The sequence below is a fragment of the Bradyrhizobium sp. 604_D8_N2_3 genome (assembly GCF_051810765.1).
Classification (GTDB): domain Bacteria; phylum Pseudomonadota; class Alphaproteobacteria; order Rhizobiales; family Xanthobacteraceae; genus Bradyrhizobium; species Bradyrhizobium barranii.
On record NZ_JBPWPM010000001.1, the window covers coordinates 7,730,899 to 7,756,818 of the forward strand.

The following is a 25,920-nucleotide window of genomic DNA, read 5'->3' on the forward strand; positions in this document are numbered from 1 at the left end:
CCAAAACTCAGCGAAAATGATTGGAACCGTATTCGCTTCTCCGCGAGGCGAAATCAATGAAATGGAAATCCATATTGCCGGCCTGTTGCGAGGAACACCTTCTCCATTCGGCGCAAAATAGGAAAGGAATTCGCAGTTACGACGGCGCGTTCCGTAAGCGTGATGGGCATCACGGCAAAGTGTCACCCCGGATGCGAGATTAGCAGCAAGGCCAGCAAGGAGCTTAGCCATGACCGCCCTCGCCGCCCCGAAGTTCGCCAGCCGGAAGCGCCTCGGAGCCTCTATGCCCTGCTCCAGGGCGTGCCGTTCAATTCCGGCGTCGCGCTGACGATGAAGCTGATCAGCGCGTCGTCGCTCAAGCTGCTGAGCAATTTGCTGCTGCTGTCGGCGCTGCCGGCATCCAGTGATGCCTGTTTACTCGGAGCGCCACGTCCACGGTGACAGCATGATCAGGACACAGATCGCGGCATAGACGGCGAGCGACAGCGTGACCATGGTGGCGAGACCCGCCATGCCCGCGCCAAAGCTCGCCACCGCGATCCAGCCGCCGCCAGCCGCGATCAGGATGCGCGCGAAGGACGAAGCGAGCGGCCCCATCGCTCGGCCGGTGCCTTGCACCGCGAACGAACTGACAAAACCGAAGCCGAGCGCGGCATAGGCGGGCGCGACGATGCGCAAATAGGTCATGCCCTCGCTGACGACGTCCGCGTCATGGCTGAAGAGGTGCAGCCAGGCTGTCGGGAAGATCGCAACCAGCAAGCCGATCGTGCCGGTCATGATCATGCCGACCACGCCGCTGATCCAGCCAATCTTTCGTGCCCGCGCGGTCTGGTCCGCGCCCATGTTGACGCCGACCATGGTCAGCGTCGCCGTGCTGATCCCGAACAGCAGCGGGATCATGATGTAGTCCAGCCGCGAGGCAATGCCGTAGCCGGCGAGAGCGGACGTGCCGAACAGCCCGACCGCACCGGTGACGAGGATGACGGTGAGGTTGGTCAGCACCGCGTTGAACGCGGTGGGGATGCCGACCTTCAGCATGTCGCCGAAGATCTTTGCGCGCAACGGCACGATGTGCAGCTTCAGGCCAGTCGCGCCCGTCGACATGTAGTGCAGCAGGAACAGCATCGCCGCGCCGTAATAGAGGCCGAAGGCTATGCCGGCGCCGCCGATGCCGAGCCGCGGGATCGGCCCGAACCCGAAGATCAGTGCCGGCGAGACCGGAATGGTCACGATGGCGCCGACCAGAGTCACCAGGGCCGGCACTTTGACGTTGCCGGCGCCGCGCAGCGCGGCAGCCTGGAGGTTGACGATCCACACCGGGATGGCGCCGGCGAACAGATAGTTGGAATAGGTGGTGGCAGCGGCGAGCGCACCGTCGGTGCCGCCGAGGGCGCGATAGAGATGCGGACCACCGAGGACGACGCCGAGCGTGAACACGCCGCCGGCAATGATCGCGAGCACCACCGCATGAAACAGCGCCGCCTCGGCATCGGCGCGGCGGCCGGCTCCAACCGCGCGCGCCACCGAGGACGCAACGCCGGAGCCGAACCCGCCGTTCGACATCATGGTCATCAGCATGAAGATCGGGAACACCAGCGCGGCGCCGGCGAGCGCATCGGTGCCGAGATAGCCGACATAATAGGCCTCCGCGATGTTGACCGCGGTCTGTGCCACCAGGACGGTGACGGTCGGTAGCGCGAGCTTGAGTAGCGTGGGCAAGATCGGCGCGGTCAGGAGCGCGGCGCGTCTTTGCTCAGCTGCGCCTGGGGCCGGCGTAGCCGCCTGGCGAAGCGGGGCCGCGGTGTGGGCCACGAATGGCGCGGCGGACAAGGCCGGCGCGGCGGCATCTTCGACGGACATGGGTTCGATCCTGTGGTTCCCTCGGACCGCCCGGTCGGCCGCCCATTGCATTATGGTAATAATGTATTAGTATGACCGTAATGCAATAGGACAGACCTCACGATTTTGTGGCATAGGGGGCGGCGGGTTCGCAGGAGGCGGAATTGGCGCGCTACGACAAGGGACACAGGGACACGACACGGCGGCACATTCTCGATGTCGCATCATCGCAGTTCCGCGAGAGCGGCATCGCCGCAGTCGGCCTCGCCGGCATCATGGCGGAGGCGGGCCTGACCAACGGCGCTTTCTACACGCACTTCGCCTCCAAGGAAGATCTGGTGCGCGCGGTGCTGCTCGACGCGCTGGAGCGGCGCGAGCAGCGGCACAGGGACAATCTCGAAAACGGCGTCGCGCTCGAGACCGTGATCCGCGACTATCTCTCGCCCAAGCATCGCGATCGCGCGGCGACCGGTTGCCCGACCGCGGCCCTCGTCTCCGAGATCGCGCGGCATCCGAAGGCAACGCGCGAGGCCTTCACCGGCAAGATGTCCGACATCCTCGCGCTGATGGCGGCGCAAATGCCTGGGGGCACCCCGGCGGAACGGCGCCGCCGCGCCATCGCGGCCTACGCCACCATGGTCGGCGCGCTGCAATTGTCGCGCGCGGTGAGCGACAGGCAATTGTCGGAGGAGATTCTCGAAAACGCGGTGGAAGCTGCGCTGGCGCTCGCGAAGGGGTGCTAGTGCATTCGCCCCTCTGCTCGCACCGGATCGTCCTAGCTCAGGGCGGCCTGCGTGTTGCTCAGCTCCTCGCGTCGAGCTGGCTGCTGCGGCCGGACGAACTTGCTTGCGAGGCATAAGCGGAAGCCGCGGCCGAGGCCGGCGAATAGTGCGACAGCGATTCGGCGAGTTCTTCGGCGGCCTCGGTGAGCTCCTTCAGGACGGCGTCGCTGTCCGTGGCGTGGCCGCCGGAGGAATGCAGCACCTCGAACGAGATTCCGTTCGGAAGATCGACATGAACCTTGTCGATCCCGACGGCGTCGGGCGTGTCGCCGTTCTGCGACTGGTCGGCGCCGGACGCCGGATCACCAGAAATCTGCTGGCTCGCGAGCTTCTGCACGAAATCCTCGATGGACTTGAGCGCGCTGCTGTCGAAGCCGCCGCCACCGAAATGGACGATGCCGATCGACATACCGTTCGGCAGGCTCACCTTGACCTCGTCGTAGGGCGTGCCGCTCTCCAGCAGAGACGAGAACATCGAGGCGCCGTCTTGTGAACCCGCTGATTTCGACTGGCTGGTGGATGAAGGCGACCCCGCCGCGCTTCCACCGATGCTGCTCATGCTGCTGACGCTCATACCGCACTCCACTGTCATTGCGAACGCACGCTTTGCGTGCAATGCGCATGCCAGATGAGAGCCTCATTGCCATCAAGGGCTTATCGCGAAATCCGGCCGGCATCCCCTTCACGCCGGCAACAATGTCCCGGCAGAAGCTGCCCACCTCCACTTCGCCATTTCGTCGCAGGGCCTTGCGGCCTCGCCGGCATTGCCGCCTCGTGCATGATGCAACATGATGGGGTGCCGAAGACGATTTTTCTTCGAGGTGGGGGTCATTCGATGAACGAAGACGAGATACGCAAGTCCATCGCGGAGGTGAAGCAAGGCACGCTGTCGCGACGCTCGTTCATCCGGACCATGGCTGCGGCCGGGATCGCCGCGCCGGTCGCGAGCCAGATCCTGCTCTGGAACGACGTCGCGATGGCGGATGCCACGCTGCAATACAAGCCGACCAAGGCCGGCGGCGGCGGCCCGCTCAAGATCCTGCTGTGGCAGGCCCCCACCCTGCTCAATCCGCATTTCGCGATCGGCACCAAGGATCAGGTCGCCTCGCGCATCTTCTTCGAGCCGCTGGCCGGCTGGGACAAGGACGGCAACCTCATCCCCTGCCTCGCCGCCGAGATTCCGACCAAGGCGAACGGCAGCCTCGCGGCCGACGGCATGAGCGTCATCTGGAAGCTGAAGCAGGGCGTGAAGTGGCATGACGGCAAGCCCTTCACCGCCGACGACGTCGTCTTCACCTGGGCCTACGCAGCGGACCTCGCGACCGCCGCCTACAGCACGGGATCCTACAAGGACATCACCGTCGAGAAGATCGACGACCACACCGTCAAGGTGCTGTTCAAGGCCCCCACCCCGTTCTGGGCCGACCCCTTCGTCGGCTCGGTCGGCCAGATCCTGCCGAAGCATCATTTCGGCGACTATGCCGGCGCGAAGTCGCGCGAGGCGCCGGGTAATCTGAAGCCGGTCGGCACCGGCCCGTACAAATTCGTCGAGTTCAAGCCGGGCGACCTGATCCGGGCCGAACGCAACCCCGACTATCACGTCAAGAACCAGCCGCATTTCGACACGCTCGAGGTCAAGGGCGGCGGCGACGCGGTCTCCGCGGCGCGCACCGTGCTCCAGACCGCCGAGTACGACTATGCCTGGAACCTGCTGGTGGAGGAGGAGGTCCTCAAGCGCATGGAGGCCAGCGGCAAAGGCAGGGTCGACATCACGCCGTCCGGCAACGTCGAGTTCATCATCCTCAACACGACGGACCCCTGGACCGAGGTCGACGGCGAGCGCTCCAGCGTCAAGACCAAGCACCCGACGCTGTCCGATCCGGTCGTCCGCCAGGCGTTCAACCTCTTGATCGATCGCGAGGCGATCCAGAAATTCATCTATGGCCGCGGCGGCATCGCCACGGCGAGCTTCGTCAACCAGCCCCAGCAGTTCAAGTCGGGCAAGCTGACCTACGCGTTCGACGTCGACAAGGCGAACAAAATCCTCGACGAGGCCGGCTGGAAGCGGGGCGCGGACGGCATCCGCGAGAAGGACGGCAAGAAGCTCAAATACGTGTTCCAGACCTCGATCAACGGCCCGCGCCAGAAGACGCAGGCCATCATCAAGCAGGCCTGCCAGAAGGCCGGCATCGACATCGAGCTGAAGTCGGTCACCGCATCGGTGTTCTTCTCGTCTGACGTCGGCAACCCCGACACCTACTCAAAACTCTATTGCGACATGGAGATGTACAACACGACGCAGCCGCAGCCCGATCCGGAGCGGTTCTTGAACCAGTGCGTCTCCTGGGAGATCGCCAACAAGGAGAACAAGTGGCTCGGCCGAAACATCTCGCGCTGGTCCGATCCCGAGGCCGACAAGGCCTACAAGACCGCGCAGCAGGAGCTCGATCCGGTCAAGCGCGCCGCGCTCCTGATCAAGGTCAACGAGATCTTCTGCGAAGCCAATATTCTCGTGCCGCTGCTCTCCCGCAACATCGTTGGCGCCGGCGTCAATAGCCTCATGGCCGACATCTCGGGCTGGGACGTCACGACCTGGAATCTGGGGAGCTGGTATCGGGTTTGACAACCGGCGCCTGAGGACCCGGCTCCCTCAAAGCGCCGGGCCGCATGCCGTATCTGCGCATGATCGCTTTGCTCAGCGCGCCCTCGGACGCATACCCGACCTCGCCGGCGATCTTGGCGATCGGATCGGAGGTGCCGGCCAGCCGCTTGCGCGCGACCGTCAATCGCAGATCGGACAGGAACGTCATGGGCGCGACCCCCGCGCGCTTTTGAAAAGCGCGCACCAGCGTCGCACGCGAGGCGATCGCCACCGCCGCCATGTCGTCGAGCGTCCAGTCCCGGGCAAGATCGTTGAGGATCGCCGACACCACACGGGCCGTCATGCGGTCGCGCAACAGCGACACCGTCCCATTCCCGGAGGCATCGTCCGAAAGATGATCGCGGAGCATCATCACGAACAACGCTCTCGCGAGGTCGGCCGCGACCACCTCCGATCCAACCCGTCCCGCGTCCAGCTCTTCGCGGATGTCGATCAGCAGGCGCCGAAACCGTTCCAGCAGCGGCTCCTCCGCCGTGCGCAGGATGATCTCGTCTGGAAGCGCGGCGATCAGCGGATTCTCATCCGACGTCTCGAACAGGAAACGGCCGCACAGCAGTTCGGTATCGACCTCGGCCTCGACCGTCGCGCGCTGGCGGACGCCATTTCGGACCTCGGTCGTAACACGCCCGATAGCGCCGCCAGTCCGGCTGCGAACCGCGTGACTGTCGCCGTGCGGCAGCAGGAGGATATCTCCGGCTTCCAGCCGCTGCGGACCCAGGCCCGGCCGCTCGACCACGCAAGCGCCGCGTGTGACCATGTGGAACTGCGCCCATCCCTTGCCGTTCGGCGCGTGTAGCGACTCCCAGCTGCCGCCGAACTTGCAGGAATCCTCGAATATTGGACGGATCCTGAACAGCGGCACCATCGCCTTCAACAATTCCGCCGCGTCCGCCTCCGACATCCCTCTCCCCTTGATCCGCCCGGACATGTCTCCGAGCCGCCCGGCCATTCCATGGAACAGCCAAGCGCATCTAACGTATGAGCGGGCCGTCCCGCGCATGAGTGGACCAGTACTCATGGCTTTTAACATATCCTAACGAGCAATCCTCACGGCGTTCGGTAATGTCACGGCATGAAGGCGGCAGGGATTTCCAAAAAACAGGGTTATCAAGGGGAGATCATATGACGTCCAAGACGCCAGTCGAGTTGTTGCCACGGCCTGCGAATGTGTCGCGCCGCGGCTTCGTGGGAGGCCTGTCGGCGGGCATCCTTGGCGCGGTGGCGTCCGAGGCGGCGGGCGCCGAGACGCTCGCCGACGTCCCCGATCGCGGGCCCGGCGCCGATCTCAGCGCGCACAGCGAACGCTCCCGGTTTGCAAAACTCGATCGCATCCCCGAGGCGACACCGGGCAAGCGCAACGTCGATCCCGGCGATGCCATCAATTCCAAGACGCCGCATCAGAAGCTCGTCGGTAACATCACGCCGACCGATCTACATTACGAGCGCAGCCATTCCGGCGTGCCCGATATCGATCCCGCGCAGCACCGGCTGCTCATCCACGGCATGGTCGGCAAGCCGCTGGTGCTCAACGTCGAGGACTTGAAGCGGATGCCGTCGGTGACGCGCGTCGTGTTCATCGAATGCACCGGCAACGGATGGGAGAACTGGAAAAAGGCCGATCCTGACGTGACGGTGCAGAACACGCATGGCCTCGTCAGCACCAATGAATGGACCGGCGTTCCGCTCAAATTCCTGATCGACCTCGTCGCCAAGGACAAGGGCTCGAACTGGATGCTGGCGGAGGGCGGCGACGGCGCGGGCGTCGATCGCAGCATTCCCCTCACCGACGAGATCGTGAACGAGGCTTTCGTCGCCTACGGCCAGAACGGCGAGCCGCTGCGGCCCGCGCACGGCTTTCCGATGCGGCTGGTGATGCCGGGCTTCGAAGGCAACCTCAACATCAAATGGCTGCGCCGCCTCAAGTTCGGCAGCGAGCCATGGATGACGCGCTGGGAGACGGCCCGCTACACGCAGCTGCTGGCCAACGGCAAGGCGCGGCAGTTTCAGCTGCGGATGGAAACCAACTCCGTCATCACCCAGCCCTCCGGCATGATGCAGATCCAGCCCGGCTATAACCGCATCTCGGGTCTTGCCTGGAGCGGGCATGGCAAGATCGCCAAGGTCGAGATCTCCACCGACGGCGCCAGGACCTGGAAGCCCGCGCAGCTGAGCCAGCCGGTGCTGTCCAAGGCGCAGGTGCGCTTCCAGATGGATTGGGTCTGGGACGGCAAGCCGACAAAAATCGTGAGCCGCTCGACCGACGACCACGGCAACGTTCAGCCGGACCGGCAGTCCTTCATCGCCGCGATGGGGACCAACGCGCTGTTTCACTACAACGCCCAGCAGACCTGGAGCATCGACGAAGCCGGGAGGGTCCGCAATGTCCTCGCATGACAAGCTGTTTCTCGCCGGCATCCTCACCGCCGGCCTGCTCGCCGCGCCCGCGCTGGCGTTCGATTTCGGCCGTCCGGCAACGCCGCAGGAAATCAAGCTGTGGGACATCGACATCGGTCCCGACGGCAAGGGTCTGCCCGACGGCAGCGGCACGGCGGTGCAGGGCAAGCAGATTTTTGCCGACAATTGCGCGGCCTGTCATGGCGACAACGGCCAGGGCGGCATCAAGGATCGTCTCGCCGGCGGACAGGGCACGCTCGCCTCCAATATGCCGGTCAAGACCGTCGGCAGCTTCTGGCCCTATGCGACGACCCTGTTCGACTACATTCATCGCGCGATGCCATATCCGACGCCGGGCTCGCTCAGCACCGACGAGACCTATGCCGTCACCGCCTACATCTTGAGCCTCAACGGCATCGTTCCCGCCGACGGCAAGGTCGACAAGGAGTCCTTGCCGAAGATCAGGATGCCCAATCGCGACGGCTTCATTCCGGAGCCGGAATTCGACCCGGCGCGATTATTCCGCAAGAAGTGAGCCTGACATCATGAGGCTCTTCACACTGGTCCGGATCTTCGCACTGGTCGCGACATGTTTCTGGGAGACACAGGCAATGGCTACAGACGGACTTATCACCATCAAGAGCAATTTTGGCCCGCAGGACACGATGACGCGGCTCGAGACCGAGGTGAAGGCCAAAGGCCTCACCGTGTTTGCCCATGTCGATCACGCCGCGGGCGCTGCCGCCGTCGGCATGACTCTGCGGCCGACTGATCTGCTCATCTTCGGCAACGCCAAGGGCGGGACGCCGTTGATGCAGCAGGCGCAGACCGCCGGCATCGACCTGCCGCTGAAGGCGCTGGTCTGGCAGGACGAGCAAGGCGCGACCTGGCTGTCGTACAACGATCCGGCCTATCTCGCCGGCCGTCACGGCGTCGGCGAGCCGGCCAAGACCGCCATCGGCGCGATGACCGCCGCACTGCATGCGATCGCGACCAAGGCCACTGCACCGTAAGCGCGACGCGACGGCCGCGCGAGGAGAGAGGTTCATGAACGTGACCAGCGGGCAACCGGCGCCGCCCGAGGCGCAAGACAGCAAGCTCGCCCGATGGCTGGTCATCGCGGCGTTGTGCGCGATGCTCGTCGCCGCGAGCGTTCTCGGCTATCTCGGCTGGACCAGCACGGATACCAGCGTGCCGGCGTCCGGCTATGTCGCGCTGGTGCTCGGCGTCGTGTTCTCGCTGGTCGTCGGCGTCGGCCTGATGGCACTGGTGTTTTACAGCAGCCGCAAGGGATATGACGAGCCGGTGGTGCTGATCCGAGAGCCGGAGAGCGATCCGGACGATGGACAGAGCGGCCCGCGCTGACGGCGCAACATCGACCTGTCAGACAGCAGTCTTGCAGGATGGGTAGAGCGCAGCGAAACCCAACTGAGTTTGCCCGACGATGAAGCATGATAGGTTTCGCAAGTGCTCTACCCTACGTACAATGTACTTCTGGAGTTCTGCCGTGAAGTCGCCGTTCGTTCTATCGATCGCCCTCGCCATCTCAATCCCCGTCCAGGCAGAGACAATCATCCCCACTCCGCTACAAGAGACGCAACGGGCCGCGGCTAGTGCCGGCAAGACCTGCGAGGGCTACGAACACATTCGCTCGCTCTGCCTGCCAAAGGGCTATGAAATGCCGACGTTCGAGCAACGTCATCCCGAGATGGCCAGAACCGCGGCGAAACTCAAAGCCGACTATCCGCAATTCTGGCAACTCGGTGCGCGACAGGGCATCGCACAGGTCAACAAGGTCGCAGCCGAACGGCAAGGGCTTGAGTTGATCTGCAAGCGCTACGCTACCAAAAGCCAGTAGCGGTTACCGGCAACCTTCGTCGCGCCGTTCAAGCGATGCTACCGCGGCCAGAGGTCCGCGTCGGACGTAAAGCCTTTGCAGGTACCAACATTGCACGATGTTCGCTTGAAGAAATGATTGGCAGCGGGAGAGCGCTATCGCCTTCCCCCACACGACGCAAATCTGCGATATTTCCTCCGGTCGTCCGCCTAGACTCAGAAGCGTGTCGAGCGGTAGGTTCAAATCGGGGACGTGCAACCACCGATACCGACATTCGGTCCAGGTTGCGATTTGACTGACGCCACCACTTTTGACTGACGTAACCCCTGGATCCTGAACGCAAGTCACTTTCGACGGCATTCTGTCCGCTGCCGTTGTCTCCCGGTTGCCCCTCTGGATCGCCTCCACGCTTGATCGGATGCGGCCCCCGATGTCCATAGCTGCGGCCCGTGTGGATGGCCGAAGATACTAGCCCGCACCGCCCAATTCCCTGATGCTGCGCCGCACTACTGCGCGCCTAGCCTAGATTTTCGAACAGATCGAGCCGCGGCCCAGCGGAACTTCGATCGCTACCTTTGCTAGAACCATTCAAAATGTATAGGCTGATCCGGTCAACGGGCTTGAGAGAAAGGCCCGGGACGTTCGGGACGTGAGACGCTGAAGGGGTTGCTTGATCGGAAGGCGCGGTCGTCTTCACGGCGGGTGCGACGGATATGGAATCCGATTCAGACGGCCGTCACGGCGGCCTGGAAGGGTCTTACCGTCGGACTTTTGCGTGAGCGAACCGGCAGTTGCGGCAGGCACTCCCCCGCATTCAGGTGAATGATCGCAGGGCCCGTCATGAGCGGTCCAGCACCTTTCACGTCGGAGGAGCCGGGATGGACCAACGAGAAGTGCTGGCGGCGTGGGAGAAGTTCGTCGAGCGCGGAGCGTTGTCATCCGACTTGAGATCATCGGTCGCAGCGTCGTGGCAGCGATCCAGGAACCATCACGTCACCGTCGACCGTGCGCGAGCGCCGCTCGTCGCGGACGCCGAGTTGTTTCGTCATCGCTCCAAATACGCGTCGCTCCGTCATGCCGCCCGCTGCGCTCTCGAGAACTCAAAAACATTTCTGCGCGATGCAAACTCAATCATGATCCTCACCGATCCGAGTGGGCTGATCATCGATACGCAGGGCGACGACAGGGTCATCGACGCCGGCCGCGCAGTCCATCTCGAACACGGAGGACGCTGGAGCGAGGCCGACATCGGCACCAACGCGATCGGCGCCGCGATAGCGGAATCGAAACCTGTCCAAATTCACGGTACAGAGCATTTCTGCTCGGAGGTGCAGCGGTGGACTTGCGCTGCCGTCCCGGTTCATGACCCGACCGATGGCGAACTGCTTGGCGTGGTCGACATCTCGGGTCCTGCAAGCACCTTCAATCCGCAGAGCCTGGCTTTGGCCGTCGCGGTCGGCCATCACGTGGAAAGCGTTCTGGCCCAATCGGTCCGACAGGAACACGAGGAGTTGCTGTGCCGCTTTCTCGGCAGGAGATCGCAATGGGCGAACGATGAATGCATCGTGCTCGATCGTCGTGGCATGATCCTCCACGCCACCGAGCGTGCTCTGAACGCACTCCAGCATGATCGCCACGGCATTCACAACGACGCGCCAACCCGCTTTTTGAAGACGGTTCCCTTCGATGAGTGGCCGAGCAGGCTGAAGGAGCTGCTTCCCAACGCGAGCTTCAACTTCGTCGAGAACGAACGCTCCGGCATCGGCGCCATCGTGGTGCTGCACGCGCGACGACGCCAGTTGATCACGCATCGCGATGTCCAGAAATCGAGATCCGAATCTGACGGTCGCGAGACCGCGAGCTCATCATCTGCCCGAAAGGATTCAAAGCCGGAACCACGGTCTCTTCAGAGCATGGCCGCCGGCTTCGTTGCGGACGACCCCGCGGTCCGAGCCATCGTCCGTCAAGTCGAGACCGCGGCAGCACGCAAGATGCCCATCCTCATCCGAGGCGAGACCGGAACCGGCAAGGAACAGCTTGCCCGCCACGCCCATATGGCGAGTGGGCGGACCGGCGCGTTCGTTCCAGTGAATTGCGCCGCCCTGCCGGAAAGCCTGATCGAGAGCGAGCTGTTTGGCTATGCCGCCGGAGCATTCACCGGGGCGCGGCGCGGCGGCGCGATTGGACTGGTCAAGGAGGCCGACGGCGGCACGCTGTTCCTTGACGAGATCGGCGACATGCCCGTCGCGCTGCAGGCGGTGCTTCTGCGCCTGCTCGACGACTGGACCGTGCGCCCCGTCGGCGGCGTCAGATCGAAGGTCGATGTCTTTCTCATCTCCGCCACCAACGCCAGGTTGGACAAGGCCATCGCCGAAGCCCGGTTCCGATCCGACCTGCTCTATCGTCTCAATACGCTCGAGGTCAACCTGCCACCGCTCCGGGATCGCAACGACTTTGATGCCATCGTTCGCCATCTGCTCAATGCGATCGACCCGAATTGCGAGATCACGCGGACGGACATTGCGCATCTCGCCGCACGTCCCTGGCCTGGCAACGTCCGCGAGCTCCGCAACGTTCTGGCGCGATTCACCCTTGCCGCTGCGGACGGCTCTATCAACGAAGCCAGCGCGGAGAGCATCGTTCAACACTCCGGAGCGGAGTCCGGATCGCTCCACGACATCCACCGCGCGCGAATCCTTGTTGTGTATGCCGAGACCGCCGGAAACGTCAGCGAAACCGCGCGACGCCTCGGCGTCTCAAGAAACACCATCTATCGCGCACTGGGGCAGAAGAAGCCCGAGTGATGCCATAGTGCCTCGAAGCGCCGATGCTGCGAGTATCGCAGCATGCCCAACTATGGACAGAGCGCCGGTCGCTTCGAACCGATGATTGTTCCGTTCAAAGCAGCTCAGCGCCACCACCTCGGGCCGGGCCGGCGGTCGGATCGTAGTCATCCGGCTTCTTGGCGATCAAGGTCTGAGTCGTCAGGATCAGTCCGGCCACCGATGCCGCATTGCGAACCGCGCTGTAGCAAACCTTGACCGGGTCGATAATGCCAGCTTCGACAAGATCGACCGCCGAACCATTGCGCACGTCGAGCCCGTGGCCATTCGTGGCCTTGGCAATTCTCGCAACTTCCGCCTCTCCGTTCAGACCGGCATTGGCGGCAATGTAGAAAAGCGGCCGACTGAGCGCGCGTTGCAGCAGCTCGGCGCCCTGCCTGGCGCCTCCGTCCAGACGACTGATCAATTCGTCGAGCCTTGCAGCGATCCTGAGCAAGGCCACTCCCCCGCCCGGCACAATGCCTTCTTCGATCGCGGCGCGGGTCGCGTTGATCGCATCCTCGATCAACTGGGTCCGGCGTTTTTGCTCGACCGGCGTCGCGCCGCCGGCAAGAATCATCGCTGTGCCGCCGGACAGTTTTGCGATGCGCTCCTGGAACTTGTCCCGCTCAATATTTTCGGGAGCGGCATCGTATTGGCGCAACACCTGCTCGCGTCGCGCCGCGATGGCCTTCTGATCGCCACTTCCCGCCGTGATCAGGGTCTTCGAGGCGGAAATGCGCACTTGGCGCGCGGACCCAAGGTCGTGCAGCTCCACCTTCTCGAGCCTTCCGCCTAGATCCGCCGAGATAACGCGCCCTCCGGTCGTGATCGCGATATCCTCGAGCATCGCCTTGCGCCAATGGCCGAACTCCGGCGGATGAATCGCGGCGACCTTGAAATTGGATTTCTCCCGACGCGCCAGCAATTGCATGATGACCGATGGCGCCACTTCCTCGGCGATGATCAGCAAAGGTCGCCCGCTCTTCTCGATGAGCGAGATCACACCAGCCAGTTGCTCCCCGGTCTGGATCTTGAGATCGGTCATGACGATGAACGGACTGTCGAGAACCACCTGCATTTTCTCGACATCGGTGACCATATGATGTGAAAGATAGCCGCGATCGAAGGCCATGCCTTCAACGATTTCCAGCGTCGTCTCGACCGTGTTGCCAAATTCCACCGCGACGATTCCGTGATTGCCGGCGCGCTCGAAGGCTTCGCCGACCATGTCGCCAAGCGCTGTGTCGTTGGCGGCAATGCTCGCAACAGCCCGCAGGCCAGCAGGCCCCTGCAGCGGTCTCGCCGACCGTCGTAACGCCGTAATGGTCTCACTAACCGCCAGCTCCAGCCCTTGAACCAGCTCGACCGGATTGGCGCCGGCCGCTAAACATTTCAGGCCTTCCTGCACAAGAACATCCGCCAGCACGGTCGCCGTGGTGGTGCCGTCCCCCGCCACCTCATTGGTTCGCGCTGAAACCTCACGCAACACCTGCGCGCCCATATTCTCAAACGGGCATTCAAGTTCGATTTCGCTGGCAATGCTGACGCCATCGCGCGACACGATCGGTGTGCCGATCGGTCGGTCCATGATCGCGTTCATACCCCTCGGACCCAGCGTTCCGCGTACCGCCTTGGCGAGCTTGGCGACGCCCCGGCCCAGCGCGGCCCGCGCAGCTTCATCGTGCAACATGATCTTCGGCATTCTATATCCCCGACTTTGCCTTGAGGTCGTCTGGTCTGGACTTGTTGTCGATGCTGCGCACCCGCATCACGGCACCTGTTACGTGTCCGGCGACGCCGGCATCGTCCTCGATTTCGGTACGAACGGTGTATCGAGGTCGAACCGCGCGGCAAGCAGGCCGCGGCACAGTGCGCCGTTGAATTCAGCATTGATGCCCACGCGCCGTAGATTCGACAGGTATGCGGCAAGGCCGTCGGCTTTCAGCCGCGCTCCGTTCGCATCGACAAAGGCGGGTTCACCACCGCTTGCCGGACCTACGACGGCACGTCGCTCGAGATAGCGCTGAATCAGCGCCTCACCTGCATCGTCGAGCGGCAGGCAACCGAGCTCCGTCAACGTCAGGCTCACGATCTCTGCCGGCGATTGCCCCAGCGCGATGAGGTGACTGAGTAGCGCAACCTGCCGGCGCTGGAACGCCTTGACGAGGAATGTCTGACGCAGATCATCGAGGCTGCCATCGGCCTCGGCGCCGAACGTTTCCTGGAACGAGCGCCCCAGCGCGAGGCCCGCATTGATCTTGTCGGCATACATGTGCTCACCCAAGACCACGCTGACGCCCTTGACCCAGTCCAACGCGCTGATGGACCGGCGCATGTCGTCCGCCATCAGGAACGAAAAATTGGCAGCGCACCAATAGGTCGGCAAGCGGAACTCGATGTGGACCCGATCCTTCGCGTCGACATCGGCCCTGGTCACGAAATTCAGGTCGATGACGGACTCGTCGAGTTCCGGGTCCATCACGTCTCGCAGGCAGGCCCATATCTGCGCCTGCCTGTCATCTGACGAGCGGCTTCTCGGCCGCTCCCTCCCCTCAACGCCACGCTTCATGGCCATCACCTCGGCGCGTGAACGGCTTCGGGCAAGTGGGCATAACCGCCGCCCGCCTGGATCTTCTTCTTTTGCGCTTCGACATCGATGCCATAGATGCGCGCGGCATTGAGACCGAGGATCTTGGTCTTCGTTTCCATCGACAGCACCGAACCGGTCTCCTTGGTGACGTCGGCCGGGATTTCAAATGCCATGAACTTGTCGATCAGCCATTTCGGCGTCCAGATGCCATAATCGCTACCGTAAAGGATCTTGTCCGGTCCGACCCAGAATAGCAGTTCGGAAATGACGTGGGCGAAGTACCCCGGCCGCGAATGGATGAAGGGCAACGCCACCGCGAGGCCGGCATAGACGTTGGTTTCCTGGGTCGCGATCCAGCAGAAATCGTCAAGGCGCGGCAAGCCACAATGCTCGACGATGAAGTTTAAATCCTGGAACGAGGTGGCGACGTCATCGATATCGGCGACATCGAACGCATCCCGGTTCAGCGGGATGATCGTTGGCCCCTTGTGGACGTGGATGTTCTTGATCCCGAGCTTCTGCGCCGCCTCGAGATACTGGTAGGACGCCTTGTCGGTGAGCTTGTAGCCCTTCGACTCGCCACGCCATTCGGCGGTGTAAAGCTTGACGCCCTTCAGCTTGTGCTTCTCGGAGAGCGCATGAAGGTCTTCGATGCCCTTGGTACCGTCACGCGGATCAAAGGCGCCGTTCAGGATGAAGCGGTCCGGATGGCTCTTCTTCATCGTCGAGTTTCGTTCGGTGGTATTGAAGCCGTTCTTGTAAAAATCGGTGAGATAGGTCGGCTGAAGGATCGCCATGTCGTCGTAACCGGTGACGAACAGGTCGTCGAACATCGTCTTGGCGTCGTACTTCTCGAACTTCTCCTTCTCCCATTTCTCCGACGGCGGGCTCAGATTCGAGTGATAGGCGTAGAAGCACTCGATGAACTGCTTGCCGTGGATGTTCTTCTGGTTGGCCGGGCTACCATCCCAGAAATGGGTATGCCCATCGATGACAAAAATCTCTTCACCCTTGGCCGTCCTGTACATGGCGTTACTCCCGCTCCGCTGGATATTGCGTATTGTTGTGAGGCGCGATTGATGTCGTCGATTGAGCCCGGCCGGCGCTGTGCCGGCCAGGCTGGTTCGCTGGCGATCATTAAACGATGTATTTCATCATCTCGTTCATGTCGCCGAACAGCATGACGGTGTTGTCGTCCGTCATGACCATGCGGCCGTAATGCGTCGAGGTTGAAATCTCGAAGAGATGCGGGGTCATGACGCGGCCCAACTCTTCGGAAATCTCATCCATCTTGAATTCCATCTTGCCGTCGCCATCGATACGGATCATCGCCGGCATGTAGGTCACCTTGATGTGTTCATGACGGCTCATGACTTCGGCGATAGCGCGCGCCTCGACGCTATCGTTCATTGTCACTCCGCATTGATGCGACACCGTGTCCTCGAACGTGATGTCTTTCATCGATTTGAAGATGTTGTCATTCTCGTGCAGCATGTCGGTCTCCAGAAGGATTGAGTGTGAGGGCGTGAAGCGATGCCGATTACGACGCCAGTCCGGCCGGAACCGTCAGGCCAAGCTCGGCGGCGATACCCCTGATACGATTCTTCGCGTGCGCCATGGCATCGGCGAAAGCCGCGACCTTGACCCGAGGCTGCGACCAGATGGGCTGCAAATGATTGGCGGCATCGAGCGCGAGATCGGCATGATTGGCCAACCATTTGTTGAACAACGCAAGGTTCTGCGCCCCGAAGGTCGGATCAGTGCCGAGGATGTGGAACAGCTCGACGGTGTTGGCGAGATTGCGCTCATAGTCGGCCTCCGCAGCGGAGACGACAGCCGGAGTGATGAAGTCGTTCTGCGCAGACGCCGCCTGCATCAGGAAGCCTGAGCGGAAGAGTTCGCCGACCAGCGGCTCGAACACCGCATTGGTCGCAAAATATTGCTCGAGATAGTCGTTTGAACCCATCACTGATTCAACCGACTTGCGCACGCCTTGCCAGATCGGATCTTCCAGCCAGTGCTTCTTGCCGGCGGCAATGTCGAAGCCTGGAAGGTCGAGGCCGATTTCGCTCAGATAAAGGGTGATGTCCTGCGCGAAGCGAAGCTTGTAGGACGAGTTGGTCAAGATCGCATTGTTGACCATCTGCGTGTAGCCGTAACGTTGCGCCTGCATCGTCGAGGTGCCGAGACCGAACTCGGCATGCTTGTAGGCTCCGAGATGGTTCTGCAATATCTTCACCCAAGCGGGATCGAAGCGGGTCGGCGCGCCCGATTTCCGGCCATTCTCGATCGTGTTCTGCACCATGCCGCAGATCGTCGACTGGCGCTGGTAATGGGTACGCTCCCACTCCTGGTCGACAGCGCGGAATTTGTGCCAGTTCGAGCTCTTTGCCGCCGTCCAGTCCTTGGAATAGGTCGGCGTTCCGTCAGGGAACGAGATGATCCAATCCTGCAGCAGATAGCGCTCCGGATCGGGTTGAACATCGACCGTCATGTCTTCGTAATGGGTCGCCTTGCGCCCCTTCGGTTCGAAGTAGTTGTACTTGCGGCTGTCGGAGCCCGGGAAAACCGCTGCCCCCGCGGCTCCGGATTTGACGATCGCCGCAGGCTTGGTCGCTGCTGCTCTGCTCGTTTGCGCGCTCATTGCTTACTCCCTTTCTGCCATTCTGTTCTGCGACGAACCTCGAACGCCGTCATCGCACCGCCGGCGTAAACTTGTCGAAATAGATGTGGTCCGGCTCGACGCCGTTCATTTGCAGCACGGGCAATACGGCGTCGATCATCGGCGTCGGCCCGCACGCGTAGGCGTCGATGGCGCCGCTCAGCTTCTCCTCGCGCAGATGGCGCAGCACGACCTCGTGGATCAGTCCGGTCTCGCCGTCCCAGCCGTCACCCGTCTCCGCATGCGACAGTGCCGGCACGAATTTGAAATCGTTCAGCCGCGCCGCGATGGCCGCGAGTTCATCGAGGTAGAACAAGTCGGCGCGGGTACGCGCTCCGTAGAAAAACCGGACCGGTCTCTGCTCGCCACTCCCGATGTGATCGGCCAGGATCGACCACAACGGCGACATGCCCGAGCCGCCGCCGATCAGCAGCATCGGCCCCGGACGTTCTTCGCGCCGGAAGCAGGTGCCATACGGCCCCTTGGCGATCACGGCGTCGCCGACGGCCAACTTCCCATCAAGCTGGGACGAAAACGCCCCGTTCGGATATTTCTTGATGATGAAGCGGAGATTGATGCCTTCTCCGGGCGGGTTCGCCATCGAAAAGGCGCGGGTGATGGTGCCATCCTGAAGCGTCAGATCGACGTACTGGCCGGCCCAGAACTTCATCGGCCTCTCAATCTCGATCTCCAGCAATCTGATGTCTGACGTCAGCGCGCTAATCCCTGCCACGCGGCCGGAAAATGCCTTCACCGCGATCGAACGGCTAAGCAGGTCTTCGTCATAGTTGAGTAATTCAACACCGATGTCGCTGTAGACATGCGTCCGGCACAGCAGGACGTGGCCGGTCTCGCTCTCGTAATCCGGCAGAGCGAAGGTCGAGTATTTCAGAAGCTCGATGTCCCCCTCGACCAGCCTTGATTTGCAGCTGCCGCACTGACCTTCCTTGCAGCCATGCATCAGCGAGATGCCCTGACGAAACGCGGCATCGAGGACGGTCTCGCCCTCTTCGACTTCCATCTCGATACCCACTGGCTCGAAACGAACCTTGTGAACCCGCACGTCCGTCATTATCCCGGCCCTGTCGTCGTGGCAGTTGTACAGAACGATCGGCAAACCGTTTGCCGGTCCCGGCAAGAGGGGCCGCCGAAAGCGGCCCCCCTCATCATCTCTTTAGTGGCAGGGATTGATCTTGAAGCCCTTACGGTATTCGGCCGTCGCCACCTCGCGCTCGATCGGCGAAAGCGCTCTGAAGCCACGCAACGGACTGCCAAGCGTGTGTCCGCGCACGTGATCGAGCGTCCACATGTCCTTGGAGTCGAAGCGCAGATGCGGTTGCGCGATCATCGTCTTGCCGTCGGGCCGGACAAAACCGAGATCCTTGATCGCGTCGGCGACGTCCCAGCCGTGATAGCAGTCCTCCCATTCACGGCGACCGCTGAAGCGGCCCATTGCCGGCGTCGCGCGGCCCTCGTATTCCGCGGCGAACGCCACCTTGTGGGTCCAACGGCAACCTTCGGAGCAGTAAGTGTAGATCTTGCCGTCGACCTCGTCGCAGACGAAGTCCTCGCGGATCAGGCAAGGGACCATGCAGCTCCAGCAGCGATGCGGGTATGAATAGCCCACCTCGCTGTTGAAGAGGATGTTGGTCTCGCCGGGCACGCTGAGCTTGGCGTGCCATTTCCAGAAATCGCCGAATTCGGCGTACCAACCCGGATATTTGTGCTCGAACCACTCGAAATCACGCTCGGTCTGGGCCTCGATACGCCAGAAGTTCACCGACCATCCAACCGTGAAGAACTGCGCGGTCTTGTGGACATAGTTCTTCTTGACGATCCGATCCCAGGCGGCGGCGACGTCATCGTGATGGATCTTGATGCCGTACTTCTCGAGCGGCAGCATGTAAGTCCGGTAATAGTCTTCGTAGATCCAGCGATGCCAGAGCTCGGCGTAGGACTCCTTGTTCTTGTCGCGGTTGGTCGTGCCGTACTCGATGAACGTCCCGATCGCGGCATCGACAATCGCGTGATTCTGCCAGAAGGCGTATTTCAGATCGCGCTCCAGCAACTGGTGGTTCGACGGATCGTTGATCATCGCCATCAGCATCGAGTGACCGTTGCCGATATGACGGGATTCGTCCGACTGGACCGACAGGAACACGGTTGGCAATGCATAGTCGCCGTTGCGCGCCGCTTCCGACGGCATCGCCACGAACAGGGTATTGGTGAAGGCGGTTTCGGCGACGACCGTCAGATAGACGTTGGCCGCGGTGATTGCGTCACCGGTCAGGAAGCCCTCGGCGAACTGGCGGCCGATCGTGGTCGCATAGCATTTGCCGAACGCGGCTTCCGTGATGTCGAACCCGGCTGGATCGATGTAATTCTCCATGTACCACTTCTTGAGGTTCATCTGGATCGTCGAGTGCCGGAACTCGTCGACCATCTGCATGGTGAAGCCGGTGCGCAATTCCTCGCCGGGCGCCAACCGCCCGACCATCGCCATCGAACGCGCCGCCGAGATCTCCGGGAACGGGATGATCGCCAGGAACAGCTTCATCCACTCGACCCATCGCGGCTCGACATTGCGGAACATGTCGCCGCGCAACGCCGCATCCAGCGCGCCATAGACGCGGTTGTCTTTCTCTTCCTGCATCGGGAAATATGACCGCAGGACCTGCTTCATCGGGTCGCGCGGTGTCTTCGAGATCTTGTAGTCGGTTGGGAAAGTCATCGCCTCCTGCACGTAGCTTGGCGTCCAACCAAGGTCCGCGACGCGATTGGCCGCTTCAGCGATGCTGATCCCCTTCTGCGCGGTGATCTTGTTCAGTGTCAGACTTGCAGACATTTCCAGCTCCTTTGAACGTTGCGTTATCTTCGGCATTCTCGCTTCGGTTCCGGGTCAAACCCCTGGATCGCTTTGTTGAAATTCTCAGCTGCAAAACACACTTTGAGTCCGTTAAATGGATTGATTGATCTGCTGACTCATCGTTTCGCGTCAGCCCGGTTTCTCGGCGCTGACGGTCTCGTCACCTCCGTTGGCTCGTTTGATGAGAGGTTTGCCTTCGGCGACGAATTTCGCCGAGAGGACCAGCGCTCCAGTAGCGAAATCCCTGCCGTGCGCGGCGATCATGGCCTCCGCGATCTCGGCCAGCTGAATGAAGAAGGCGTCTTTCGACCCGGCTTCCTCGCTCATGTCCGGTTTCGGAGACGGCATTTGTGCCTGTTGCTTTGATGCAATCATGGTTGCGTTGTTCCTGCTCATCATGCGTGCCCCGAACGTTGGTGGTCGCCGGACGAAGGACCGTTGTCGATCTCCAGCAGGGACGTGTCGAGCCATTCACGCTCGGCCACCAGGCGTCGATGCTCCTCCCGGAGCATCTCCAGGCGCGCGATCGCTCGCTCCAGTTCGGCACGCGCGTCGCTTCCGGCGTCGGCGCGCGCCGCGCCACGCACGGCGCACGCGAGTTCGATTTCGGCTCCGCCGCGCGCGTACTCATTCTTGATTTGCATCTCGTTGTTATCGACCATCTCGTCGATCAGCCTGTCCCGGGCAATCATCCGATCACGGGCGCGCTGCAATTCAGCGGCTTCCTCGCTGGTGATCGGTGGCCGGCATCGGCTGTCCTTTGTCACTCGCGCCACTCTCGTTCGATGATCTGGACCGAGGCTTTGCATGTCGCGGCACATGCCCTACGGGATCAGGACCGCGCGGCCATGAATGCGTCCATGATGCAGATCGTGAAGCGCGTCATTGGCCTGGCTCAGCCTGTATTCCTTGGTGTGGAGTTCGACGAGGCCGCGATCCGCGAGCGCCATCAGCTCCACCAGCTCGGCGTATGTGCCGACCAGGTTGCCGACGATGGTCTTTTCCGATGTGATCATGTCGATGGTCGGGATATCGATCTTCCCACCATACCCGACGATGTAGTAGTAGCCGGCGTTCGCCGTCATCGACAGGCCCTTGGCGATAGCGTCACCCTCGCCAACAAAATCGATCACGGCCTCCGCGCCGCGCCCGTCGGTCAGCGCCAGCACCGCCTCGACTTCGTTGCCGTCTGCCTTCACGACATGATGTGCACCGCACTTCTTGGCGAGTTCGAGAGACTGTTCGGCGCGATCGACCACGATGATTTCTGCCGCGCAGAGCGCGGCGAGAACCTGGATGCCGATATGGCCCAGCCCACCGGCGCCGATCACCGCGACATGTTCGCCGGGCAACAGATGACGGGATGCCTTCTTCGCGGCGCGATAAGCCGTCAGCCCGGCATCGGTGTAGGGAGCAACATCCTTCGGTGCGAGCGACTTCGGCAGCTTGATCAGGGAGCGCTGCCCCGTCAGCAGATACTGCGCATAGCCGCCATTGGCATTGATGCCGGGAAACGAGCTGTCCAGCGCATGCATGTCGTCGCCGCGCCGGCACGCGAGACAATGCCCGCTGGTCACCAGGGGATGACAAATTACGCTGTCGCCAACCTTGATCCCTTCGACACCCGGGCCGATCGCTTCGACCCAGCCGGCGTTCTCGTGGCCCATGATGTATGGAAGCTTGACGTCGACCTTGCTGCGCCAGATGCCCTCAACGATGTGCAGATCGGTGCGACAGACGCCGGCACCACCGATGCGCACGATCACGTCCATCGGGCGCGAGATCTTCGGGTCAGTTACGTCATCGAACTTGACGAACTCCTTCGCCGTCAGCTTCTCGTCGAACTCATGAAGCACCGCCGCTTTCATTAAACGCCTCCCCGGCAAAATTATTATTCTGTCGATCTGACGCGATCGCCATCTTGCTGAACGGTTGAGCAAGGGCTGTGCCAAGCGCACAACGGCCTGATCTTTCTATTGTTCTTGCGATCTCGGGAGTGCTCGCGCCGATCCGCCTCGGAGCAGACTTTGCGCGCGACTGTTCCGAGACGGAACAGTTCGACGGCAGCAACAGCGGGTGAGCAGAAATTTGGATTTTTGATTGTTTGATCTATGATCGTGAGAACCGCGCCACACGCGAGAACGACCCGAACCGGGCTACGACCAAGAGGAAATCGCCAAGCAGCGACTCCCGGAGGAGCTATGATGCTGACCGCCAGCCGACGCATGGACAATGCTTGGATGACGCTCGATCAGCGCGGCGCGCCGCCGGCAGAGCTGCTATCGGCCGATATCTACGACAGCTGGATGCGCTGCATTTCGCTTGGTCTCGATACATTGCGCCCTCCTTCGCCTGAGTTCGTGAGCACCGCCGTTTTGCGCCAGGAGCAGCAGCGCTGCTCACTGATTCGCGGCCTGGCGCTCGCGGAGATGCACACGCTGCATCAGCAGATTGCCGGCTCCAATTTCATGATCGCCTTTGCAAATGCCAACGGCCTGCTGCTCGACATCATCTCGGACTCGAGCTTCAGTGATGCCTCGAACGCAGCTAGCATTCGGCCCGGCACTATCTGGACTGAAGCCATTTGCGGCACCAACGGCCTCGGCACCGCCGCGTATCTCAAGCGGGCCATCGTCGTTCACGGGGGCGAGCACTTTTTCTCGCGCTACCACAATCTTACTTGCATCGCGGCGCCAATCTTCGCGCCCGATGGCGAACTGGCCGGAATACTGGATGCGTCATCGGATTGCATGTCGAGGCAGGCGCATACCCAGGCGCTCGTCGCGATGGCGGCAACCCAGATCGAGAATGGTCTGTTCCGCGAACATCACCGCGGAAACATCCTGATCGCTTTCCATAGCCGCGGCGAATATCTGCATACGTTGAGCGCGGGCCTGCTGGCCGTCGACAACGAGGGCAGGATCCTTGCAGCCAACAGGGCCGCAAGCGTCCTGCTGCATGGCCTGCCAGCCTTGCCGGGTCGTCGCTTCGCCGACGTCTTTCGTACGAAATTCAACGCCTTTGTCGATGAAGGCCGGCGCAAGGAACGCCAGCGCCTCGAGGACGAGGTCGGTAGCCAGTTCGTCGCAACAATCGAGAACGCGCGCCAGTTCTCGATGATGCAAGCCATCTCGCGGCCTCGGCCGTCGACGCCCAAGGACGTCCCCACCCAGTTCGTCTCCGCCGATCCGGCGATCGCTTCCGTTGTCCAACGGGTGGGAGTCGCGGCGGTCCGCAAGATGCCGATCCTGATCCGTGGCGAAACCGGCACCGGCAAGGAGCAACTCGCCCGCCATGCTCATACCGCCAGTGGACGGGCCGGCGCTTTCGTCCCGGTGAATTGCGCAGCGCTCCCTGACAGCCTGATCGAGGCGGAGCTGTTCGGCTATGCCGAAGGCGCTTTCACGGGAGCAAAAAAGGGCGGGGCTGCGGGACTGTTCAAGGAAGCGGACGGCGGAACGCTCTTCCTCGACGAGATCGGCGACATGCCGGTGACGTTGCAGGCCGTGCTGCTGCGCTTTCTGGACGATTGGACTGTCCGGCCGGTCGGTGGCACCAAACGTCAGGTCGACGTTCTCCTGGTGTCTGCCACCAATGCCAATCTCGACGACTCGATTGCGAAGGGCCGGTTCCGATCCGATTTGCTGTTTCGCCTCAACACGCTGGAGGTGACGTTACCGCCTTTGCGCGAGCGTTCCGATTTCGCCGAGATCGCGCGCCATTTGATCCACAAGATCGACCCCTTGATGGATTTGACCGCAGGGGCGATCGATCGTTTGGCCGAACTCGATTGGGATGGAAACATCCGCGAACTGCGCAACGTGCTTTCCCGATTGTCGCTGGCCGAGCCGGGAGATCTGATCGACGAGACATCGGTCGAGTCCGTACTTGCACATTCAGGCGGCGAGCGCCTGACCGGCAAGGCGGTGGGTGGTGGGCTCAAGGCCAATCTGCATGAGATTCAGCGCTCGCATGTGCTGACCGCGTATGCGGAAACGGGCAACAACATCAGCAAGACCGCGCGCCGCCTGGGCGTGTCGCGCAATACGATCTATCGTGCCCTGCGCGGCAACAAGGATTAGCACAATCGTGGCGAAGGCTCTGCGGCGGCAGCGCGATCCGGCTGTAACTGGAGGCGCTGAAGCCCAGCCCCTCGTCGGGTTCAATTGGGAGTGTCGCCATGTTTGAACCGGAAAACGGTCTCGAAGCCCTGATGCAGGCTGCCGCAAGGGACGCCAGCATCGTTCCAGCATTCTATCGCGCGTTGCTCGAGACGGAGATCTACATTCTGACGCCGGAAGCGCCGATGAAACCTGGACGCCGTCGCTCGCTCAAATTTCAGGAGGAGATCAACGTTGCAACGGTCGACTTCCAGAACATGAAATGGCACCCCACCTTCACCTCAAAGAAGCGCATCTACGACTATATAAAGCAGCCTGAGGTGTGCCTTGGCGCCGCCGCGCGCAATCTGTTCGAAATGTTGCCTGACTCTAATTTCTGGCTCAATCCGTTGTCCGAATGTCAGAAGCCGCTGCCCGCCGCCGAGATCGCCCTCCTCATGAGTGGCGAGATCTTTCACATGCCGATTAAGTCCGCGCGATAGGCGCAGACTTCCTGCCAGATGCTGTCGGCCAAGCCGAATTATTTCGAAAAACGGCGCAGCGACATCAGTTCACTAGACCATCTGCCTGATTTCCTGAAGTGTGCCCGCAAGGCTCGTGGCGAGCCGGACGGATGGGAATTCGCCAGGCCGAGGTCGGAGCGGCGAGGACAATGATCGAATGAACAGAGGAGCGCTTTGGTATCAAGCCGGAGCGGCTTGCCGGGGATACCGCTTACGGGGCTGCTCCGATGCTGAACTGGCTGGTCGAGGCGAAGGGCATCGCACCACATATCCCCGTGTTCGACAAGTCGAAGCGAGATGACGGTACCTTCTCGCGCAGCGACTTTCGATATGATCCGACCAGCGACGTTTACCACTGCCCCGGCCGGAAAGCGGCTCGGGACGAGCGGCACCGTGCACGGGGGCAAAACGCTTTTGTATCGTGCGAGCAAGCTCGACTGCGACGCATGCCCGCTTAAACCGCAGTGCTGTCCAAAAGAACCATCGCGCAAGATCCCGCGCAACATACATGAGCACGCCCGGGACGTCGCCCGGTCGTTCGCTGGCACCGAGGGATTCGAGACGTCGCGACGTCAGCGCAAGAAGATCGAGATGCGGTTTGCGCACCTGAAGCGCATCCTGAGGCTTGGTCGGCTTCGGCTTCGTGGCCCACGGGGCGCCCAGGACGAGTTTGTTCTTGCTGCAATCGCTCAAAATCTGAGGCGCCTCGCGCGTTAGGGTCGGCGGATCAAAGCCGGTCGGCCTTACCGAATGGCCGAAAGACATCCGTCGGTTACAGCCGACTTTTGCGACAAAATCGGCCATGCCCGGACATCGCCACAGGCGGGGCTGGCTGACAT

Annotated in this window: 23 protein-coding genes and 3 pseudogenes; 13 read left to right on the forward strand and 13 right to left on the reverse strand. The window is 62.0% G+C overall.

What is annotated here, in order from left to right; translation table 11 throughout:
- Window positions 1-162 precede the first annotated feature (162 nt).
- On the forward strand, window positions 163-441 hold the full coding sequence (locus AB7245_RS37115; protein ID WP_085399593.1) for a hypothetical protein: 279 nt from the start codon (window positions 163-165) through the stop codon (window positions 439-441).
- Here the strand turns inward: AB7245_RS37115 and AB7245_RS37120 are convergent.
- The gene (locus AB7245_RS37120) at window positions 415-1,860 is read right to left on the reverse strand and encodes an MATE family efflux transporter (RefSeq protein WP_085399592.1); all 1,446 of its coding nucleotides are present in this window, start codon (window positions 1,858-1,860) and stop codon (window positions 415-417) included. The genes AB7245_RS37115 and AB7245_RS37120 overlap by 27 nt on opposite strands.
- A gap of 143 nt (window positions 1,861-2,003) precedes the next feature.
- On the opposite strand from AB7245_RS37120, the gene AB7245_RS37125 reads away from it, so the two are divergent.
- Window positions 2,004-2,582 carry a TetR family transcriptional regulator gene (locus AB7245_RS37125; protein ID WP_085399591.1) on the forward strand — a complete coding sequence of 193 codons (579 nt, stop codon included), beginning with the start codon at window positions 2,004-2,006 and terminating at the stop codon, window positions 2,580-2,582.
- A 58-nt stretch (window positions 2,583-2,640) separates the two neighbouring features.
- Here AB7245_RS37125 and AB7245_RS37130 read toward each other — a convergent pair whose 3' ends face one another.
- Window positions 2,641-3,195, reverse strand: coding sequence for a hypothetical protein (locus AB7245_RS37130; protein WP_354080090.1), 555 nt, complete (start codon window positions 3,193-3,195; stop codon window positions 2,641-2,643).
- A gap of 261 nt (window positions 3,196-3,456) precedes the next feature.
- Here AB7245_RS37130 and AB7245_RS37135 point away from each other — a divergent pair, with 261 nt between their 5' ends.
- Window positions 3,457-5,244 carry a peptide ABC transporter substrate-binding protein gene (locus AB7245_RS37135; protein ID WP_085399589.1) on the forward strand — a complete coding sequence of 596 codons (1,788 nt, stop codon included), beginning with the start codon at window positions 3,457-3,459 and terminating at the stop codon, window positions 5,242-5,244.
- On the opposite strand, the gene AB7245_RS37140 is transcribed toward AB7245_RS37135, so the two are convergent.
- Complete coding sequence (locus AB7245_RS37140) at window positions 5,207-6,184, reverse strand: AraC family transcriptional regulator (protein WP_354080092.1); 978 nt, start codon at window positions 6,182-6,184, stop codon at window positions 5,207-5,209. The two genes, AB7245_RS37135 and AB7245_RS37140, sit on opposite strands and share 38 nt — an antisense overlap.
- Before the next feature lie 221 nt (window positions 6,185-6,405).
- Here AB7245_RS37140 and soxC point away from each other — a divergent pair, with 221 nt between their 5' ends.
- The 7 genes and pseudogenes from soxC to AB7245_RS37175 form a co-directional block, all read left to right on the forward strand.
- Window positions 6,406-7,677, forward strand: a complete 1,272-nt coding sequence (gene soxC, locus AB7245_RS37145) for a sulfite dehydrogenase (protein ID WP_085399587.1) — start codon at window positions 6,406-6,408, stop codon at window positions 7,675-7,677.
- A complete protein-coding gene (locus AB7245_RS37150) occupies window positions 7,664-8,212 on the forward strand; it encodes a c-type cytochrome (protein WP_085399586.1) in 549 nt (182 codons plus the stop codon). Before soxC ends, AB7245_RS37150 begins: the two co-directional genes overlap by 14 nt.
- Window positions 8,213-8,288: 76 nt before the next feature.
- Window positions 8,289-8,690, forward strand: coding sequence for a DUF302 domain-containing protein (locus AB7245_RS37155; RefSeq protein WP_434057386.1), 402 nt, complete (start codon window positions 8,289-8,291; stop codon window positions 8,688-8,690).
- A gap of 34 nt (window positions 8,691-8,724) precedes the next feature.
- Entirely contained in the window at window positions 8,725-9,042 is a 318-nt protein-coding gene (locus tag AB7245_RS37160; RefSeq protein ID WP_085399584.1) for a hypothetical protein, read from the forward strand.
- Between the two features lie 142 nt (window positions 9,043-9,184).
- The gene (locus AB7245_RS37165; protein ID WP_144030656.1) at window positions 9,185-9,535 is read left to right on the forward strand and encodes a hypothetical protein; all 351 of its coding nucleotides are present in this window, start codon (window positions 9,185-9,187) and stop codon (window positions 9,533-9,535) included.
- Window positions 9,536-10,647: 1,112 nt separating this feature from the next.
- A pseudogene (locus AB7245_RS37170) lies at window positions 10,648-10,929 on the forward strand (GAF domain-containing protein); the annotation flags it as partial.
- A gap of 507 nt (window positions 10,930-11,436) precedes the next feature.
- Window positions 11,437-12,318, forward strand: a pseudogene (locus AB7245_RS37175) (sigma 54-interacting transcriptional regulator); the annotation flags it as partial.
- Between the two features lie 94 nt (window positions 12,319-12,412).
- Here the strand turns inward: AB7245_RS37175 and AB7245_RS37180 are convergent.
- The 10 genes from AB7245_RS37180 to AB7245_RS37225 all read right to left on the reverse strand — a co-directional run bounded on the left by AB7245_RS37180 (window position 12,413) and on the right by AB7245_RS37225 (window position 22,325).
- Complete coding sequence (locus AB7245_RS37180; RefSeq protein ID WP_354080098.1) at window positions 12,413-14,041, reverse strand: molecular chaperone GroEL; 1,629 nt, start codon at window positions 14,039-14,041, stop codon at window positions 12,413-12,415.
- A gap of 78 nt (window positions 14,042-14,119) precedes the next feature.
- Window positions 14,120-14,914: a metal-sulfur cluster assembly factor gene (locus AB7245_RS37185; protein WP_085399581.1), complete on the reverse strand. Its 795-nt coding sequence runs from the start codon at window positions 14,912-14,914 to the stop codon at window positions 14,120-14,122.
- A complete protein-coding gene (locus tag AB7245_RS37190; RefSeq protein ID WP_085399580.1) occupies window positions 14,914-15,957 on the reverse strand; it encodes an amidohydrolase family protein in 1,044 nt (347 codons plus the stop codon). Before AB7245_RS37190 ends, AB7245_RS37185 begins: the two co-directional genes overlap by 1 nt.
- A 109-nt stretch (window positions 15,958-16,066) precedes the next feature.
- Complete coding sequence (locus AB7245_RS37195) at window positions 16,067-16,423, reverse strand: MmoB/DmpM family protein (protein WP_028150059.1); 357 nt, start codon at window positions 16,421-16,423, stop codon at window positions 16,067-16,069.
- A gap of 46 nt (window positions 16,424-16,469) precedes the next feature.
- Window positions 16,470-17,573 carry an aromatic/alkene monooxygenase hydroxylase subunit beta gene (locus AB7245_RS37200; RefSeq protein WP_063981232.1) on the reverse strand — a complete coding sequence of 368 codons (1,104 nt, stop codon included), beginning with the start codon at window positions 17,571-17,573 and terminating at the stop codon, window positions 16,470-16,472.
- A 49-nt stretch (window positions 17,574-17,622) separates the two neighbouring features.
- Complete coding sequence (locus tag AB7245_RS37205) at window positions 17,623-18,663, reverse strand: 2Fe-2S iron-sulfur cluster-binding protein (protein WP_085399579.1); 1,041 nt, start codon at window positions 18,661-18,663, stop codon at window positions 17,623-17,625.
- Window positions 18,664-18,765: 102 nt separating this feature from the next.
- Entirely contained in the window at window positions 18,766-20,436 is a 1,671-nt protein-coding gene (locus tag AB7245_RS37210) for an aromatic/alkene/methane monooxygenase hydroxylase/oxygenase subunit alpha (protein WP_028156528.1), read from the reverse strand.
- Between the two features lie 150 nt (window positions 20,437-20,586).
- Window positions 20,587-20,784 (reverse strand): hypothetical protein, encoded by a 198-nt coding sequence (locus tag AB7245_RS37215; RefSeq protein WP_049807666.1) that lies wholly within the window; start codon window positions 20,782-20,784, stop codon window positions 20,587-20,589.
- A 68-nt stretch (window positions 20,785-20,852) separates the two neighbouring features.
- Complete coding sequence (locus AB7245_RS37220) at window positions 20,853-21,224, reverse strand: hypothetical protein (RefSeq protein WP_094183935.1); 372 nt, start codon at window positions 21,222-21,224, stop codon at window positions 20,853-20,855.
- 57 nt (window positions 21,225-21,281) lie between these two features.
- Window positions 21,282-22,325, reverse strand: coding sequence for an NAD(P)-dependent alcohol dehydrogenase (locus AB7245_RS37225; protein WP_085399578.1), 1,044 nt, complete (start codon window positions 22,323-22,325; stop codon window positions 21,282-21,284).
- A gap of 336 nt (window positions 22,326-22,661) precedes the next feature.
- On the opposite strand from AB7245_RS37225, the gene AB7245_RS37230 reads away from it, so the two are divergent.
- The 3 genes and pseudogenes from AB7245_RS37230 to AB7245_RS37240 form a co-directional block, all read left to right on the forward strand.
- Window positions 22,662-24,539, forward strand: coding sequence for a sigma-54-dependent Fis family transcriptional regulator (locus AB7245_RS37230; protein WP_085399604.1), 1,878 nt, complete (start codon window positions 22,662-22,664; stop codon window positions 24,537-24,539).
- Window positions 24,540-24,637: 98 nt separating this feature from the next.
- Entirely contained in the window at window positions 24,638-25,060 is a 423-nt protein-coding gene (locus tag AB7245_RS37235) for an SseB family protein (RefSeq protein ID WP_085399577.1), read from the forward strand.
- 137 nt (window positions 25,061-25,197) lie between these two features.
- Window positions 25,198-25,798: pseudogene (locus AB7245_RS37240) on the forward strand (transposase); the annotation flags it as partial.
- Window positions 25,799-25,920: the final 122 nt, after the last annotated feature.